Annotated in this window: 13 protein-coding genes and 1 pseudogene; 3 read left to right on the top strand and 11 right to left on the bottom strand. The window is 37.6% G+C overall.

The genetic code is table 11. The features are described 5' to 3' along the window. Positions 1-6: 6 nt before the first annotated feature. The 6 genes and pseudogenes from HMPREF2979_RS00230 to treP all read right to left on the bottom strand — a co-directional run bounded on the left by HMPREF2979_RS00230 (position 7) and on the right by treP (position 10,102). A complete protein-coding gene (locus HMPREF2979_RS00230; RefSeq protein WP_070654528.1) occupies positions 7-852 on the bottom strand; it encodes a hypothetical protein in 846 nt (281 codons plus the stop codon). Positions 853-1,110: 258 nt separating this feature from the next. Continuing rightward, complete coding sequence (gene tnpA / locus HMPREF2979_RS00235; RefSeq protein WP_070654530.1) at positions 1,111-1,584, bottom strand: IS200/IS605 family transposase; 474 nt, start codon at positions 1,582-1,584, stop codon at positions 1,111-1,113. Positions 1,585-1,759: 175 nt separating this feature from the next. Beyond that, positions 1,760-4,372 (bottom strand): annotated as a pseudogene (gene adhE / locus HMPREF2979_RS00240) (bifunctional acetaldehyde-CoA/alcohol dehydrogenase); the annotation flags it as partial. A 117-nt stretch (positions 4,373-4,489) separates the two neighbouring features. Then, positions 4,490-6,385 carry a M13 family metallopeptidase gene (locus tag HMPREF2979_RS00245; RefSeq protein WP_070654534.1) on the bottom strand — a complete coding sequence of 632 codons (1,896 nt, stop codon included), beginning with the start codon at positions 6,383-6,385 and terminating at the stop codon, positions 4,490-4,492. An 81-nt stretch (positions 6,386-6,466) separates the two neighbouring features. Continuing rightward, positions 6,467-8,092 (bottom strand): alpha,alpha-phosphotrehalase, encoded by a 1,626-nt coding sequence (gene treC, locus HMPREF2979_RS00250; protein WP_070654536.1) that lies wholly within the window; start codon positions 8,090-8,092, stop codon positions 6,467-6,469. Positions 8,093-8,152: 60 nt separating this feature from the next. Beyond that, positions 8,153-10,102, bottom strand: a complete 1,950-nt coding sequence (treP, locus tag HMPREF2979_RS00255) for a PTS system trehalose-specific EIIBC component (RefSeq protein WP_070654538.1) — start codon at positions 10,100-10,102, stop codon at positions 8,153-8,155. A 156-nt stretch (positions 10,103-10,258) separates the two neighbouring features. Between treP and treR the strand changes: the two genes are divergently transcribed. Then, entirely contained in the window at positions 10,259-10,969 is a 711-nt protein-coding gene (gene treR, locus HMPREF2979_RS00260; protein WP_002885834.1) for a trehalose operon repressor, read from the top strand. A 53-nt stretch (positions 10,970-11,022) separates the two neighbouring features. On the opposite strand, the gene HMPREF2979_RS00265 is transcribed toward treR, so the two are convergent. The 5 genes from HMPREF2979_RS00265 to HMPREF2979_RS00285 form a co-directional block, all read right to left on the bottom strand. Then, positions 11,023-11,583: a TIGR01440 family protein gene (locus HMPREF2979_RS00265; RefSeq protein ID WP_003092046.1), complete on the bottom strand. Its 561-nt coding sequence runs from the start codon at positions 11,581-11,583 to the stop codon at positions 11,023-11,025. A 15-nt stretch (positions 11,584-11,598) separates the two neighbouring features. After that, positions 11,599-11,937, bottom strand: coding sequence for a hypothetical protein (locus HMPREF2979_RS09940; protein WP_083312357.1), 339 nt, complete (start codon positions 11,935-11,937; stop codon positions 11,599-11,601). Between the two features lie 32 nt (positions 11,938-11,969). Next, complete coding sequence (locus tag HMPREF2979_RS00270; protein ID WP_021144704.1) at positions 11,970-12,326, bottom strand: hypothetical protein; 357 nt, start codon at positions 12,324-12,326, stop codon at positions 11,970-11,972. 672 nt (positions 12,327-12,998) lie between these two features. Continuing rightward, on the bottom strand, positions 12,999-14,846 hold the full coding sequence (locus HMPREF2979_RS00280; RefSeq protein ID WP_070654543.1) for a hypothetical protein: 1,848 nt from the start codon (positions 14,844-14,846) through the stop codon (positions 12,999-13,001). Between the two features lie 98 nt (positions 14,847-14,944). Beyond that, the gene (locus tag HMPREF2979_RS00285) at positions 14,945-16,141 is read right to left on the bottom strand and encodes an AIPR family protein (RefSeq protein WP_070654545.1); all 1,197 of its coding nucleotides are present in this window, start codon (positions 16,139-16,141) and stop codon (positions 14,945-14,947) included. A 118-nt stretch (positions 16,142-16,259) separates the two neighbouring features. Here HMPREF2979_RS00285 and HMPREF2979_RS00290 point away from each other — a divergent pair, with 118 nt between their 5' ends. Further along, positions 16,260-16,538: a helix-turn-helix domain-containing protein gene (locus HMPREF2979_RS00290; RefSeq protein WP_148132212.1), complete on the top strand. Its 279-nt coding sequence runs from the start codon at positions 16,260-16,262 to the stop codon at positions 16,536-16,538. Positions 16,539-17,152: 614 nt separating this feature from the next. After that, positions 17,153-17,398 carry a hypothetical protein gene (locus tag HMPREF2979_RS00295; protein WP_261787265.1) on the top strand — a complete coding sequence of 82 codons (246 nt, stop codon included), beginning with the start codon at positions 17,153-17,155 and terminating at the stop codon, positions 17,396-17,398. The last annotated feature ends 14 nt before the right edge of the window (positions 17,399-17,412 follow it).

A 17,412-nucleotide genomic window follows, 5' to 3' on the forward strand; every position in this document is an offset into this window, starting at 1 on the left:
TTCCTTTTATTTATTTTTTGTAAAGCTAATGTCACCAAATTCACTATGGGCCTTGATAGTAAAACCTTCATTGTTAGGCGTATAATCTAATACATCACCTTTTTTAAAAGCATCTGAATCGCCAGCCTTATCCACAGTGATTGTTTGCTCCCAACGGTTAATCTCACCCGTGAAAGCAATTGTTGTTACGCGACCTGTCTTACCATCGTAAGTATAACTCTTTGGAAGTTCTTTTTTCACTGTTTCGTCAAACTGTTTATAGTAAGCCTCTTCTGACAATGCGTAGCTATCAAAGACCTCTGAAAACTCTTCACCATACTGACCTTTCAGCTCATTAACCCTACCCTTATAAGCCTGATAGAGCCCTTTACGATTATAAGCAAAGCTCACCTCTAATCGAGCCTTATTATCAGTAATACTCATTGCTGTATTAATATCAGTAATCAGATTCTGACCTTGTGGCAGAGCATTACTGATTTTATTCTTGGCACTAGCTGTATCTTTTAGAGTGGCTAACATTTTCTCACTAAAAGTTGGGCTAGTCCAATTTCCCTCAATACTAGCCGCTCGATAACGATAACCCATCACGAGACAAACAATCAAAAGTACAGTGAGTATCGCTGCAATCACTCCTGACACCATTCCCACAATATTTTTTGAGGTTACTGGCTCCTTTGATTCTATTACTTTTTGACTAGGATTGAATTGAACACTCACCATCCTATCAGCATTAAACTCTTTAAACTTGTTAGTCGCTCTATTCCCTTCCCCGGAAGCCCTCGGTGGCCTCATCTTATGAGGCTTGAGAGGATGTGCTGTTTCACCCAAACTAAGCCCTTCTTCTTTTTTCATAGGAATCTCCTTATCTTGCTGTAAGGTTATTATAACAATTCTTAAAGCGTTTTTCTATCTTATTCGGGAAAGTCCTTTATTTTTAATTTGGATAAATACTCTAATATGGCGGATTTACAGTCAAAACCACCCGTGAGAACGGGTGGCTTGCTCTTCGGCTGAAAGCCTCTGCTACCGGCCGAGGCCTAAAGGCCTACCGAATGGTTTCCCTTCAGCACCACCTTTGCTAGCTGACCCGTCTAGCGGGTCTCTTTAAGATTACTTTCTTTTATTCTTCTCACCTGTAAACGGATCATACTCCTCAAAAAGACTAAGCTGATCTGCTACCACGTCTTCTTGTAATTGATTACGAATATATTCTTCAATTCGCTTCTGATTTCGCCCAACCGTATCAACATAAAAGCCTCGACACCAAAATTTGCGATTCCCATATTTATACTTTAAATTTGCGTGTCGATCAAATATCATTAAGCTACTTTTGCCCTTTAAATATCCCATAAATGAGGAAATACTTAGTTTCGGTGGTATACTCACCAACATGTGAATATGATCTGAGCAAGCTTCCGCTTCATGAATTTCAACACCTTTTCTTTCACATAATAATCGTAAGATTTGACCTATACTTGCTTTGTATTTCCCATAAATTATCTGACGTCGATATTTGGGTGCGAACACAATATGATACTTACAATTCCATGTAGTATGTGCTAAACTATTATTATCCTGTCTCATCAGGAGTCCTCCTTTAGTATATTAGTTAGTGGTCGGGAAACCTTATCTAATATAACACTTTAGGGGGACTTTTTTTGATACATCGCTAAAAGCTTTTCGGAACCACTAGAACAGCTAGTGGTTTTCGTGAGACAACAAAAAAAGTAGCCCTTACAGAGCTACTTTAGTCTATCTCTTACCCTTTGTAATCAAAGGCAATTTCGATAATTTCTTTCAATTCTGAAATGAGTGGTTCTTTTGGATTAGCTGTTGTACATTGGTCTTCATAAGCATGTTCAGCCAAAGTGTAAGCTGTGTCTTGAAGAAGTTTCTTAGTGACACCTTGTCCCTTCCAGTTCATGTCAATACCAACGGCAACACCCAATTCGTATACTTTTTGTGCCAAAACTTCAACCAATTCAGCATCTGATTGTTTGTCAGTACCCCATCCCATGAAACGAGCGATATCTGCGTAATCTTTGTCTGCACGGAAGTAGTCATATTTAGGGAACATAGCGTGTTTTTGAGGATCACGACCATTGTAACGGATAACGTGAGGCATCAAAATCGCATTCGTACGTCCGTGTGGAATATCAAACATAGGACCAACCTTATGAGCGAGTGAGTGGTTGATACCAAGGAAGGCGTTGGCAAAGGCCATACCAGCCATTGTTGACGCATTATGCATTTTCTCACGTGATTCTTCATCACCAAAGCGGTAAGAATGTTCGAGATTTTCAAAAACAAGTTTAATCGCTTGAAGTGAAAGTCCACGTGTATAGTCGCTAGCCATGACTGATACATAAGATTCAATGGCGTGAGTCAAAACGTCCATACCTGTGTCTGCTGTAACGCTAGCAGGCACACTCATAACCAAAGCAGGGTCAACGATAGCAATGTCCGGAGTCAAAGCATAGTCTGCCAATGGATACTTGATATGAGTTTCACTATCAGTGATAACCGCAAATGATGTTACCTCTGAACCTGTTCCTGAAGTTGTTGGGATACAGATAAATTGTGTCTTCTGAGCGTAAGGAATCTTGTAAGTACGTTTACGGATATCCAAGAATTTTTGTTTAGCACCGAAGAAGCTTACATCTGGGTGTTCAAAGAACATCCACATCGCTTTCGCAGCATCCATTGCAGAACCACCACCAAGAGCGATAATAACATCCGGTTGGAAGTCTACAAAGCGTTCCAATCCTTTATAAACTGTATTCGTAGATGGGTTTGGCTCAACATCTGAGAAGACATCTACTGCTGGTCTGTGGCGGTTAAGTTCCAATTGGCGTTTAACCAAGTCTGCATAACCAAACTGAACCATACCAGGGTCACAAACCAACATCACGCGCTCAGCTTCAATGTGACGCAAGTAAGTTATTGAATCTTTTTCAAAGAAGATTTTTGGTGGGACGCGAAACCATTGCATGTTATTGCGACGCTTTGACAATGTTTTGACATTCAAGAGGTCGAATGAGCTAACATTGTGTGACACTGAGTTATGACCGTGTGAACCACAACCAAGAGTCAATGATGGAATCATGTTGTTATAGATATTACCGATACCACCTTCGGCTGATGGGCTATTTACCAAGACACGGCAAGCCTTCATGCGAATACCATATTGGAGTTGAAGATCTTCATTTTCAGTGTGGATAACAGCTGTATGTCCAAGACCACCCAAATTGAGCATGCCTTCTGCTTTTTTGAATCCATCTTCAACGCCATCAGATTTGATAAGAGCAAGTACTGGAGACAATTTTTCCAAGGCAAGTGGGTGTTCCATTGTTGCATCTGGAATTTCTGCCAAGAGCATTTTTGTGCCTGCAGGAACTTTAAGACCAGCTTTTTCAGCAATTTCAATAGCTGAGTGACCTACAATGGCACCATTTACAGCTGTACGCGCTTCATTAAGAACGACTTTTTCCAACTTAGCAATGTCAGCTTTTTTAGAAATGATGACACATTGATGTGCTTCAAATTCAGCCTTAACTTCGTCATAGATAGCTGCATCAACGATAGCTGCTTGTTCAGAAGCACAAATCATACCATTATCAAAAGTTTTTGAAACGATGATATCGTTGACAGCACGTTTAACCTTAGCATCAGCAGCAATATAAGATGGGACGTTTCCGGCTCCTACACCAAGCGCTGGTTTACCAGTTGAATAAGCAGCCTTAACCATACCAGGTCCACCAGTCGCAAGTACTGTAGCAATCTTAGGATGGTTCATCAAAAGACCAGTTGCCTCGATAGATGGCTCTTCAATCCACTGGATGCAGTCCTTAGGTGCACCTGCTTCAATAGCTGCATCACGAACAATACGAGCTGCTTCTGCAGATGATTTTTGGGCTGATGGGTGGAAGGCAAAGATGATAGAATTACGTGTCTTAAGAGCAATAAGTGCTTTGAAAATGGTTGTTGAAGTTGGGTTAGTTGTTGGTGTAACCCCACAGATAACACCGACTGGCTCAGCAATAGAAACCAAGCCTTGTTCTTTATCTTCAGCAATAACGCCTACAGTTTTATCATATTTAATACTATTCCAAATGTATTCAGAAGCATACATGTTCTTGATGGCTTTATCTTCATAAATACCTCGCCCTGTTTCATCAACGGCCAATTTTGCCAAATACATGTGTTTATCTAGGGCAGCAATCGCAGCTTGGTGAACAATATGGTCCACTTGCTCCTGCGTAAAGTTAGCCATAGCATCAAGGGCTTCAACCCCTTTTGTTGCCAATTCATCAATTACTGTTTGAACATCTTTAGTTTGTTTAGTCATATGAAACTCCTTTGAATACTTGTTAAAAACTTCACAAGCTTTAACACAAGTATATTATAGCGTTTTCTAGTCGTTATGTAAACCCTTACAACGACAAAAAAATAAAGAAATCCATCCATTTTTGGACAGATTTCATCATTATTACCAAATAATCACACGATCTTCTGGGGCACGCCACATGCCGTCGCCTTCTTTGACGTCAAATTCCTTGTGGAATTCGTCGAAGTTGCTCACAATAACATTGGTGCGCCATTTAGCTGGAGCATGCACATCCACGCTAGCTAACATTTGCATGTATTCTTCACGTGCTTTCATACGCCAGATTGTCGCAAAATTAACAAAGAACTCACGAACTGAAAAATCCTTATCTCGTTTAGCTGCTTCTAAGGCACAGGCTACACCACCGAGGTCAGCAACATTCTCAGAAACAGTCAATTTACCATTGACCTTGGCACCATAAGAGTCCAAGCCCTCAAACTGATCCACAATCTTGTCAGTACGTTCCTTAAAGGCTGCATAGTCTTCTTCAGTCCACCAGTTCTTAAGACTACCATTCTCATCAAAGGAAGCTCCGTTTGTATCAAAGGCATGGGAAATCTCGTGAGCAATGACAGCACCAATACCACCATAGTTGGCTGATGACGATTGGTGAAGGTCATAGAAAGGTGCTTGAAGGATAGCTGCTGGGAAAACAATTTGGTTCTGCTGTGGATCATAGTAAGCATTAACCATGTGGGCAGGCATATGCCACTCACTTCGATCAACTGGTTGGTTCCACTTACTCCAGCTATGAGCAATTGAAATTTCGACTAACTTCTGTGCATTCTCAACAAGTGACAAGTTCTCATCAATAATCTTCTTATCATATGTCTCAGGTAGTTTTTCTGGATAACCGATATGAGGCGTAATGACATTAAGTTTCGTAATAGCTTTTTCACGTGTTTCCGGTGCCAACCAATCCGCTGTTTGAAGACGTGATTTATAAACATCAATCATGGTTGCCACTTTGGCTTCAACGTCTGCTTTTGCTTCTGGTGAGAATTTTTCACCTGCATACCATAGTCCTAGAGCTTGATTGTAAGGGCCTTGCGCCAAATAGTAGGCAGCCTTTTTCTTTTCCATGGCTTGTGGTGTTCCTGAAAGCGCACGACCATATTTTCCAGCCAAGACACGAAGCTCGTCTGTCAAATAGGCATTCCAAGATGTAGCAGCATTAATAAGTAGGCCCGCCTTAAGTAACTCCCAATTTGCTTCTGAGTAATATTCCGCCGCAAACTCTGTCCAGAAGCGTTCTTCAGGAACGATAATTTTATCAGGAACTTGACCCAAGATTTCTGTGAAGATGTTATCAAGTGGGAGTTCCGGTGCCAACTTGGTAAAGTCTGCCCAATCATATGGGTGGTAAAGTTCTACATACTCGGAAGATTCTTCCCTCGAAAGGACATACTTAGCCAACTTAGCATCGAGAACGATAACCTTGTCCAAGATATCTTTGATTTCTTCAGCTGTAAAGCCATATTTCTCAAGGAGTTCTTCTTGTGTCTCACGCCAGATTCCCAAAAGTTCCTTGCCCTTTTCATTATCCTCAGTGTAATAGGTTGTATCAGGCAAAATAATCCCTGGCGCTGATGCCCAGAGGACATTTAATTGAGCATTCATAAAATCTGGAGACACACCAAATGGGAACTCATTAGGCTTACCGGTCATCTCATACTTAGCAATTTTCGAAGCAAACTCTGAAAATGATGAGAGTTGCTTGTATTCTTCAATCAAAGGCTTAACAGGCTCGATACCTACTGCCTCACGTTTGTCAAAATCCGCAGCCATACGGTGAAACTTAATGAAGTTTTGTAGAATAGCATTGTCTGGAATATTCTCTCCTGCCAACCATTGATCAGTTGTTTCAAGCATGAGGTCTTCAATTTCATCTGCTAAATCTGAGAAACCACCTGTACGTGGTTTGTCATCTGGAATCACTGCTGTCTTTTCCCACTCACCATTAATCGCATGGTAAAAATCATCTTGTAAGCGTGTCATTACACTTCCTCCATCAACATTAAAAGTGCTTTCATTATAACAAAATTCCCCAGCAAAAGCATTTACTGAGGAAAGTTTGGCTTATTTAACTAAAATTGCTAGGGTTTGATAAGGCTTAAGACTTACCTTTTCAGCAAGCTCTGCATCGTCATAGTTTGACAAGAGCACGCGCCCTGACTGGTATTCTGCTGGAATCTCCACTTCAGCTTCACTTCCATAGAAATTATTGAGTACCAAGAGTTTTTGACCGTCTAAGTAGCGTTCAAAGGCGTAGACTTGTTGACTATCTTCAAGTGCCGGCTGATAGCTACCTTCTGAAATAATCGGCATTTCTTTACGCAAGCGAATCAATTCTTTATAGAATTTAAAGATTGGTCCGTCGATTTCATTTTCAACGTTGATGTCTTTATAAGATTTACCAGCTTTCAACCATGGAGTGCCTGTTGAAAAACCCGCATTTTCAGAAGCATCCCATTGCATTGGTGTACGAGAATTATCGCGTGATTTGGCTTGAATAATCTTAAAGGCTTGCTCAGGAGACTTACCTTGGTTTAAGAGCATTTGGTAAGCATTGATGGACTCGACATCCACATAATCTGCCATCAAATCATAGTCTGGATCAATCATTCCAATCTCTTCGCCCATGTAGATATAAGGTGTTCCACGTGACAAGTGAATGCTAGCTGCTAGCATGGTCGCTCCTTCATTACGGAAGTTCTTGATATCTACAAAACGATTCAAGGCACGAGGTTGATCATGGTTATTCCAGAAAAGGGCACTCCAACCACCACGTTCACTCATTTCCTTGCCCCAAGTATGATAGAGACGCTTGAGCTCTTCAAAATCAAATGGAGTAATAGTCCATTTTTGACCATCTTCATAGTCGACTTTAAGATGATGGAAGTTAAAGGCCATAGACAACTCGTGGCGCTCCGGTGCTGAATACAAAACACAGTTGTCAATGGTTGTCGATGACATCTCTCCAACTGTCATAAAGCTATCATCAGAACCAAAGGTCGATTCATTCATCATACGAAGATAGTCATGAACAATTGGTTTATCCGTATAAGCTGGTTTCCCTTCATTTTCAGGGCAATCCACCAAGACCTCATCTTTCCCAATCAAATTGATCACATCGAAACGGAAACCTTTGACTCCCTTGTCACGCCAGAAGTTGACCACCTTGAACAACTCCTTGCGGACATTGGGATTGCGCCAATTGAGGTCCGCCTGTGTCACGTCAAAGAGGTGAAGGTAATATTTCCCCGTATCTCCAAAAGGAGCCCAGGCAGAACCACCAAATTTAGACAACCAATCAGTTGGTTGGTCCTGAATGAAGAAGAAATCTTGGTAATACTTGTCACCAGCCAATGCTTTTTGGAACCACTCATGCTCCGTTGAGCAATGGTTAAGCACCATGTCTAGCATGAAGTCAATCTTGTGCTCTTTCCCGACACGGACCATTTCTTCAAAGTCAGCCATATCCCCAAAGACAGGGTTGACAGCTGTGTAGTCTGAAATATCGTAACCATTGTCACGTTGTGGGCTTGGATAGAAAGGATTGAGCCAAACCATATCCACGCCCAACTCTGCTAGATAAGGAATCTTTTCAATGATCCCTCTGAAATCACCGATTCCATTTCCTGTCGTGTCCTTATATGATTTTGGATAAATTTGGTATACAACCTTTGTTTTATCTAATGCCATTTATTTAACCTCTTTTTTATCAAAGGGTGGGGCCTTTATGCCTCCACCCCTTATGTGTCATTATTTTGTACGTGTTGCAGTCATGAGAACATCCCCACGGTTGATATCACGTGGAAGATTTCCTTCAACATCTGCTTGGAAATCATCTTGATTGGTAATGATAACTGGAGTCTCAGTGACCAAACCAGCCTTTTTAATAACGTCCATATCAAAGCTAATTAATTGTTGACCAACAACAACTTTATCACCTTGTTCAACATGAGTCTCAAAACCTTTTCCGTCAAGGCTAACCGTATCCATACCAATGTGCATTAGCATTTCAACACCTTCTTCAGAAACGATACCTACTGCGTGCTTAGTTGGGAAAAGTACTGTCACTGTACCATTCACTGGTGAAACCAATTCCCCTTGACTTGGTTCGATGACGACACCTTGTCCCATTACACCTGATGAAAAGACTGGATCTGTGGCTTGGCTAAGTGGTTTAACTTGGCCAGCAAGTGGGCTAACAACCTCTGCTGACTCAGCATGAACCGTTGGTTGTACCAAACCTTCTGAAGCTTCTTTAAGCGCTTCTTGTGCATGCCCATTTTCCTCTGTTTTCGTTAAAAATCCAGTTTTGTGGAAGAGGAATGTCAATACCATAGCAACTACAATATCAACAATCATGATAATCGCAAAGATTGCCCAATATTGAGGTTTAATTGAGAGGATAGCTGGAAGACCACCTATACCAATAGAGTTTGCTTGAACTCCAAAGACCGCTGAAAGCAGTCCTGACAAGGCAGAGGCAGACATACCTGCTACTAATGGATAGACATACTTAACGTTAACACCAAAAAGTGCTGGTTCAGTGACACCAAGATAAGCTGAAATAGTTGCTGGAAGTGAAATTTGTGCTTCACGTTCATCGTGACGTTTAATAAAGTAGTACGCAAATACTGCTGAACCCTGTGCAATGTTAGAGAGGGCAATCATTGGCCACAAACCAGTACCGCCAGCAGTACGCACCAACTCAAGGTCAATGGCATTAGTCATATGGTGAAGACCAGTGATAACAAATGGTGCATAGATGGCACCAAAGATCGCACCGAAGAGCCATTTAACAGGACCAGTCAAGCCTGCTAATACCACACCTGAGATAAGGCCTCCAAGCCACCAACCAATTGGACCAAGAACAGCGTAAGAAAGGATAACTGCTGGAACCAATGACAAGAGTGGTACAAAAATCATTGAGATAACTTCTGGAATGTATTTACGCCAGAAAATTTCAAGATAAGAGAGTGTTAAACCAGCCAAGAGGGCAGGAATAACTTGTCCTTGGTAACCAACTTTTTCAAAACCAAGGATAAAGTGTGGAACATCTCCCGCAGCCTTGTGAGCCGCGTATTCATAGGCACTAAGCAAGCTAGGATGAACCAAGCAAATCCCAAGTACAATACCAAGAATTTGACTCGTTCCCATCTTACGAGAGACAGACCATGTGATACCTACTGGCAAGAAACCAAAGATAGCACCACTGATGACTGAAACAATTTCATTAACACCTTCCCAGAATTTCGAGACCTCAACAATTGTTTTACCACCTAGATTACTGAATTGGATACTACCCAAGACATTTTGCAGACCAAGAAGAAGCCCCCCAACAATCAAAGCTGGAATCAAAGGCGTAAAGATCTCCGCTAAGGTTGTCATAACACGCTGAACTGGATTTTGGTTGCTCTTAGCAGCTGATTTAGCAGCTTCTTTAGAAACACCTTCAATCCCTGATACAGCAGTGAAATCGTTATAAAAGATTGGTACATCATTACCAATGATAACTTGAAATTGACCTGCATTGGTGAAAGTCCCCTTAACAGCAGGAATGGCTTCGATTGTTTTCACATCTGCCTTCTTATCATCACCAAGAACGAAACGCATACGCGTCGCACAGTGAGTAACAGCAGTCACATTTTCTTTACCACCGATTGCAGCAAGCAAATCTTTGGCTTCTTGTTCAAATTTACCCATTTGAATCTCCTTTTCTTTTTTGACAATATCTATTTGACTTGATAAACTGATTGTAAGCGATTACAAATTTGTCTGCAAGTGTTCCGGGATTTTTTTAACATATTTTTGTAAAAAAACATCGGTTGTATGTTTTTTTACCTACAAATGAGGAGAAAGATGAAAAAATATCAGATTATTTATAAGGATTTAGAAAAAGCTATCCATGAGCAAAAGTATCAAGTGGGAGACTTCCTCCCCACCGAGCAAGAACTGGTTCAATCTTACCAGGTTAGTCGAGACACTATACGAAAGGCGTTAACCTTACTCGTTGAAGAAGGCTTGGTCAAAAAAATTCATGGCTCTGGTTCTCAGGTTATTAACCAGGAACAAATCAACTTTCCTGTATCTGACCTTACTAGTTACCAAGAACTAATAGAACAACAAGGCCTTAATTCGCAAACCAACGTTATTTCTCTGGATAAAATCATCGTTGATTCCAAACTCTCAGAAAGAACTGGTTTTTCTAATAGCCGACAGATCTGGCGTGTTGTTCGTCAAAGAGTCGTTGATAGCTGTGCCTCTGTTATAGATATTGATTACCTAGACGCCAGCCTTGTTCCGCAACTAAACCGTAGCATTGCTGAATACTCTATTTACGACTACATTGAGAATCAGCTCAACCTTAGCATTTCCCACGCCTTTAAAGAAATCACTATCGATAATGCTACCGATCAGGATAAGATTCTTATCGACCTAGGTAAGGACCAGCACGTCGTCTGTGTCCGTTCAAAAGTTTATTTAAACAATGGAAAACAGTTCCAATTTACGGAAAGTCGCCACAAACTTGAAAAATTCAAATTTGTTGATTATGCCAAGCGCCATCATTGAAAGAAAGGGCTCTGCTAACAGAAAAAGTATCGGACATTCTTGTCCGATACTTTTTAGTTTTTACGAATAGGATCTGCTAGATACTCCGCACGAGCTCCACCAATTAACTTAGGACGACTCGCCAAAGCAGTCACATGAGCACCACCTAATTCTGGAGTAATAGGACGAAGAGGAACTTGGACCCTCTTCACATGCATACCAATAGAGGTATCCCCAATATCAATACCAGCCTGAGCAACAATTTCCTCCACCTCAACAGGATCCTTCATATAGTCGAAAGCGGCCAGCTGACCACTTCCCCCAGCGTGCAAGGTTGGAAGAACATTCACAATTTCCAAATCTTTAGCCATGGCAAGCTCACGCTCAACAACCAAAGCACGATTCAAATGTTCACAGCCCTGAACAGCCAAGTAAATCCCTTTAGGTTCCAAAACCTCAAGAATAGTTTTCACAATTCGTTGACCAATTTCACGGCTAGAGGCTTTGCCGATAGTCCCACCAGCAACCTCACTGGAAGACAATCCCAAGACAAAGATAGCTCCTCTCCCAATAGCTGAACGTTCAACAATATCTTCTACAAGCACACGTGTCTTCTCTTCTAAATCTAGCAACATCACAACAGCCCCCCTTTAGACAACAGCTGTATTCAAGATTCTCACAATAAGATAGTACAGAATCACAAAAAAGACAAGGAAAAATGCCCCTAATAATAATAACTGCCTACGACGTTTCTTACTTAGATCCCAGGAAAAACCAAATCCCATCAAAAAAGGACCAACACTATAACTTAGCATAAACCATAAATCTACACGTGCTATATGCCCAAAAGATGAAATAAAGGCTGCCAAACCTATTAAGGATAAAATCCAAGAAAAGTCCCAACGATCTGGTTTAGCAAAAGCTAAGCCTATTAAGAAGCAGCCCAAGGCAGGCATGATAATAAATGATAGGGTCATAAAATAAAACATGCCATTATTATAGCATGTTTTACAGTTTCATGTTAGTGGCGGTTAATAACACCATAAGCAATAGTAAATGCAATAGCAGCAATACCTACAACGATTGCCATGATGGCCCAAAAAATAGTCATTGCACGGCGTCCCTTGCGATTGTTGAAAGGAAGTCCCCAACCAATCATGATAACACCTAGCAATCCAAGCCAGATTTTATAAGTGATAACAATCGCCGAATCAAAATAGGCAAAAGCAACCAAACCTAAACCTAGCAAAGAAATCAAATAAGACCACTTACCCTTCAAAAATGAAGGCAAGGCCCAACCAAATAACACTAAACCTAGTAGAGCAAGAGCTCCACCACCAAAAAATACAGGTACAATATAATTATCAAACATATTCATATTATAGCATATCTTAAAAAGTTAGGAAATAGAATCTATCAACCAAAGCCATATCCACTCTTTAAAATTTGTTCACTCCCAATCACAGATTAATTGGCAGATACTAACTATTTATTTTGGTACAAAAAAACAAGACCCAGAAAGGACCTTGTTTTAATAAGCTAATTAAGCTTTGTTTGCGCTACTTCTATAATCAAAACGAACTGAAATTTAGAAATCGGGGGCAAAATGGGGGAAAAACATAAGAAAAAGGCTTGCCCACATTGGACAAACCCTTTATTTTCAAGCTTATATAGTCTAATTAAGCTTTGTTTGCTGAACATAGTTGATTTATTCGCCATACTTCCCATTACACCGTAAAACGCTATATTTAAGATTTTAAACAACTATATTAATAGGAAGAGAACTTCATTATTCCTCTTAGTTCTATAAAAAGTGTGGCTAATTTGAGGCAAAATATTAAATTGAATTTGCCTCAAATCGTAAAACCTAGTTTGACAAGGTTTTATTTGATTAATTGTATAACAGCATTATATCAACTCCCAGCAAATTCTATATAACTTTTTGATGCAAAGAATTTGTATAGTTTTTCTTAGATAAGGGAAGTAATTCAAAAATCAGACACTAAAAATCTAAATTTTGGAGATCGGTACATAAATACCTATTTTTCTTTTAAACACATGGATTATCTTTATTCTCTTTTAGGATCGGTAAGAATCGTAAACAATAACTTATTACATGTATAAATACTACAATTCCTAATACCCAAAAAATATTTAAAGATACTTTTGTTATGTAACAATAAATATATAAAATTACAACGATTAAAAATAGGTTGACATCTATTATAGATTTTACATAGTTTGCTTTCTCTGTAAGTTTAATTTCCTCACCGTGTTTTAAAAGATAATAGTTCAAAAAATATTGAATTTTGTCTAAAAAAGTAGGAACAAATATTGGTAGTGAGAGCTTGATCATTTCAAACGTTGTATCAGAATTTGAAAAACTATAGAATGTAAATAGTAGTGAACTACATATAGTAATAGAAAACAGATTAATAATTACATTAGAACAACAGCTATTTTTACCAGATTTATTTTCTTTACGAGATTCTGCAGAGAGCGCTTCAGAATTATCCTTACCACGCTGTATTGTAATCTTAGAATATAAAGACTTGCATTGATATAGTAAAAAAGAAAAAGTAATAACTAGAATTACAGAGAATAGTGATCCTAAAGCAAATGAATTTGCCGTAATTACGTAAAGATGTCCTAAAGTAACATTGCTTTGATTATGATGTACCAAAATAAGCAGAATTAAAAGAAAAATATATATAAAAATATTAGCAAATGCAGATAATGCCCTATATTGTATCAAATATTTGAATTTTTTTCCTTGAGAATATTCTGTCTGTAAAATAACATTATCCATGATAGAGGGCACGATTTTGGGCAACACCCAAAGTAACATACTTATACTAGCAAAATCAAGAGTACGTTTATTAGTTCCACCGATATCAAAGTTTATTAAGAATGTTACCATAACGGTTGTTGCCAAAGTTATTATTGATATAATACTTAGCATCTTTAAATCTTCTTTAGCAACTACAGCTACATTGAGAATGAAAAACCTAATCAGAAATATCAAATAGTATGATGTGATTCCATCACTAAAGTTAAAATGGTTTACCCCGTTATTTAGAGGTATTAAAACAGAAAAATTCAACAATAAGACAAAATATGAAATAATACTTCCAATTATATAAACGCGATATTTGATTTCTTTTTTATTACCAGTATTAGAATTTGACTCTAAATATGGAATTGCCAAAGAACACAAGTTCATTTTATAATTATTATTTACTTTGTTAATGATTTCTTGAGATTTTTTCCAATTTAAGAATATATTGATTATTAAAGAATATAATAGGGATAAAATAATCAATATTGTTAAGTAACATTCCTCTTTTGTCATAGTAATTTTATATATAGTAATATTTTCTCTGGGTAATTTACTTATCATATTACTTATAATATATATACAAACTAGAATTATAGAATCTGAAAAAAATTGTGCAAAAGGATACACCCTATCTATATATCGGTAATAAACAATCAACAAACTTGGTATAAATGAACATAGAGCTATCTCAACTAGTTTCAATAAAAAATTCCAATTTATTATATTTACTGACATTATTAGCGGAACAATTCCCTCAAATAAAATATACTCTGAAGTTATAATAGGTATAAATGCCAACCATATGAAGATATTACTGGGAATAGTCAAGTTTTGATAATAACTATTTGAATACAATTTGGATAGGTAATAAAAAATAGCTATCTTAGTTATTACTCCCACAGAAATGAAAAGCCAAGATGGAAATGGGTGATTGAAAATCGTTTTACTTGTGACAAAAAACGAATAAAAAATTAAAGAAATTAAAAAGAATATTAACTTCGGTTTTGCCCAATCACTCATTATATCTTTTAGAGAATGTGTTAGTTTATCTTTATTCAATTTTTATCCTCCTTACGAAATAATATCCTATCAAACTTTATAAAATTATTTATTTGACTGATAAACAAGGTAACTATAAAACTCTATATAATTTAAACTTATTTGAACAATAATTTTTCACCTTGCAATTGCTCAATCAATTTATCTTTCATAACACTATCAACGATCCTATAATTTGACTGCCAAAGCGTTTTCATTTTGCCCACCATCTGAGGATTTGTATCAGTTTCAAATGTATTTTGAACAAGTCTCACACCACAATCTTGCCAAATTTCAATCGGATCAAATAGCCAAGATACTTCTCCTTCTGTATTACGCTTCAGTAGGGCTCTGAAAGCTCCGAAAATTGGTAATAAGAAACCTGTTGAAATATCATATAAAACAGTCTGTTGGGTAAACATTGTTTTGAAGTTAGTGCCTTTTTCTTGTCCAGAAGTAACTCCCCGAACACGACCAAACGATGCTTTTGAACCATTTTCTTCTTTAAAGCGTCTATACTTTTCAGGCATTTCTTTCTGAATCAATTCATATAATTCAATTAACTTGGGCAACATAGGAGCAAGTTTACTATAGATATTATCTTCGCTATTTATCTCATTACTGTAGTCTTTGAAAACACTAGATTTAGCAGAATAAGCTTGAGTTGGAGCATTTGAGTCATCTGGAAATCTTTTAACATTAAATACAAACATCAACTTTAACAATTCAGAAATTGGAATTGATTTGTTCTCATTGTCCTTGTATGCCACGTTATCTTTAAATGGTTGATCTGAAATTGCCGTTTTAATAAAGTCAAATTTATCATCTAACTCAAATAGAGCTATATCGCTAACTTGAACAGACGTGTTTCTCGCATCCGCTAATGCAGTTACATTCAAAGTTTCTCCTACAATGACTTCTAATCGCACATACTTTTTAACATCATCCGATAAATAATCCCGATTATCGATAATAGCTCTATAGGTGTGCCCACCATCCAATATTCCATATTTAGATGTATCCTCTGCAAAATCAATGGTAACTTCACCTGTTGAATTGTTGAATTTCACTGATTCGGCGGTAATTACAATCCCACGATTATTAATATCGAAACTAATATTATCATTTGCTTTAACAGCAGCAATCAATTGTCTAGCAACTGAAGTATTCATTTTGGGAGTTCTAGGATTAACATCTAATGAAAAATCAGAAGGTAAATCTCTAAATTCAGTTAAAACCATATAAGTAGTGATATTGCTATCCGATGGAGAAGTAAATGTACGAAGCGCTTTCGCTTTAAAAGTTGTTGTTGTCATTTGACGACCTCCTATTTAATATTTTGTTGAAAGCCATTGCTCTAACTGTTAATAGTATAACATCTAACATAGAAGTTTAAAAGAAACCAAGGTACCTGTTATATGGTATAATTACAATATGACTAGAAGAAAAGAACCTCAAAGAAATTTAATGAAAATTGGGAATATAATACGAAACCATAGATTAAATCTTTTATTAGATAATGGGCGAGAGGGTTTTTTATCGGATCGTTTAGAAAAAGGAATTTTAAATGATAACTCCATATCTTTGGAAAGCTTAAAAAATATAGAAAATGGATACACAATGCCTAGTTTACCAACATTGAAGTTACTGGCAATTGCTTTAGAGGTTGATTTCTTTAAACTTGTAGAAGAAATTTACGATTTGATTTATTAATAACAAATTATTTTAGAGTTTTATAGTGATCTACATTATATATAATGTACTTGGGAAGGTAATAATTCAAACAAGAAATATGTATCATAAAACCAGGTAATAAAAGTTGTAAATTGAATTGAGCAATATGGAAAAACTGTGTCTAATCAAGACTATAGGAGTTACAAAGCTCTTAAGGGTTGCGATTTTTCTTTATAATAAACTGATTTTAAAATTAACTACATTACACAACTTAGCTTACCAATAAAATAAAAAACCTTGCAGAACGCAAGGTAATAGGTAGTAATGTGTTAAGAATTCTAAAACTTTACGAGCTTGCTTAAGACCTGGTTTAATAAGCGTTTATTTCAACCAGTTTCAAAAAGCTTTAGCTTCAGCATTTCTAAAGATCCCGTCCGTGTTAATTTTTTACTATGTTTGATTATATTTTAGTTGAATGATGTCAATTTTGACTCCTAGTGTAAGCGAGTTTGCTATTATAAATCTCGTTACTTTTACTAGCATTATATCATAAATTCAATTCAGTCATTTTCCGTCTCATTTCTTGTTCATCACAAGACAACCTTGACGGTGACTACTATTGGATTGATACAGAAAATGGTCTAAGAAATGAGTTGTCATTCTCTATCAAAGCTACTGAAGGTACGATTGAGAAGGGAGAGTACGACAAATTCACCGTCAGTAGCAAAAACAACACCTTTGAACTTTCTGGAGAAGATGCTTCAACTAAAGAAGTGACTTACAAACATTCCGACAGAGTCATAACTGTTGATATCAGTGGTACTGAGCATGAGTATTATAAGGAAGGCACTGATGCTTATGAAGAAGCTGTCAAGAAATACAATGAATTACAAAACTAAAAAGGGCTATCTGT

Origin of the sequence: Streptococcus sp. HMSC078H12, assembly GCF_001814615.1 — a bacterium.
GTDB classification, from domain to species: domain Bacteria; phylum Bacillota; class Bacilli; order Lactobacillales; family Streptococcaceae; genus Streptococcus; species Streptococcus salivarius_F.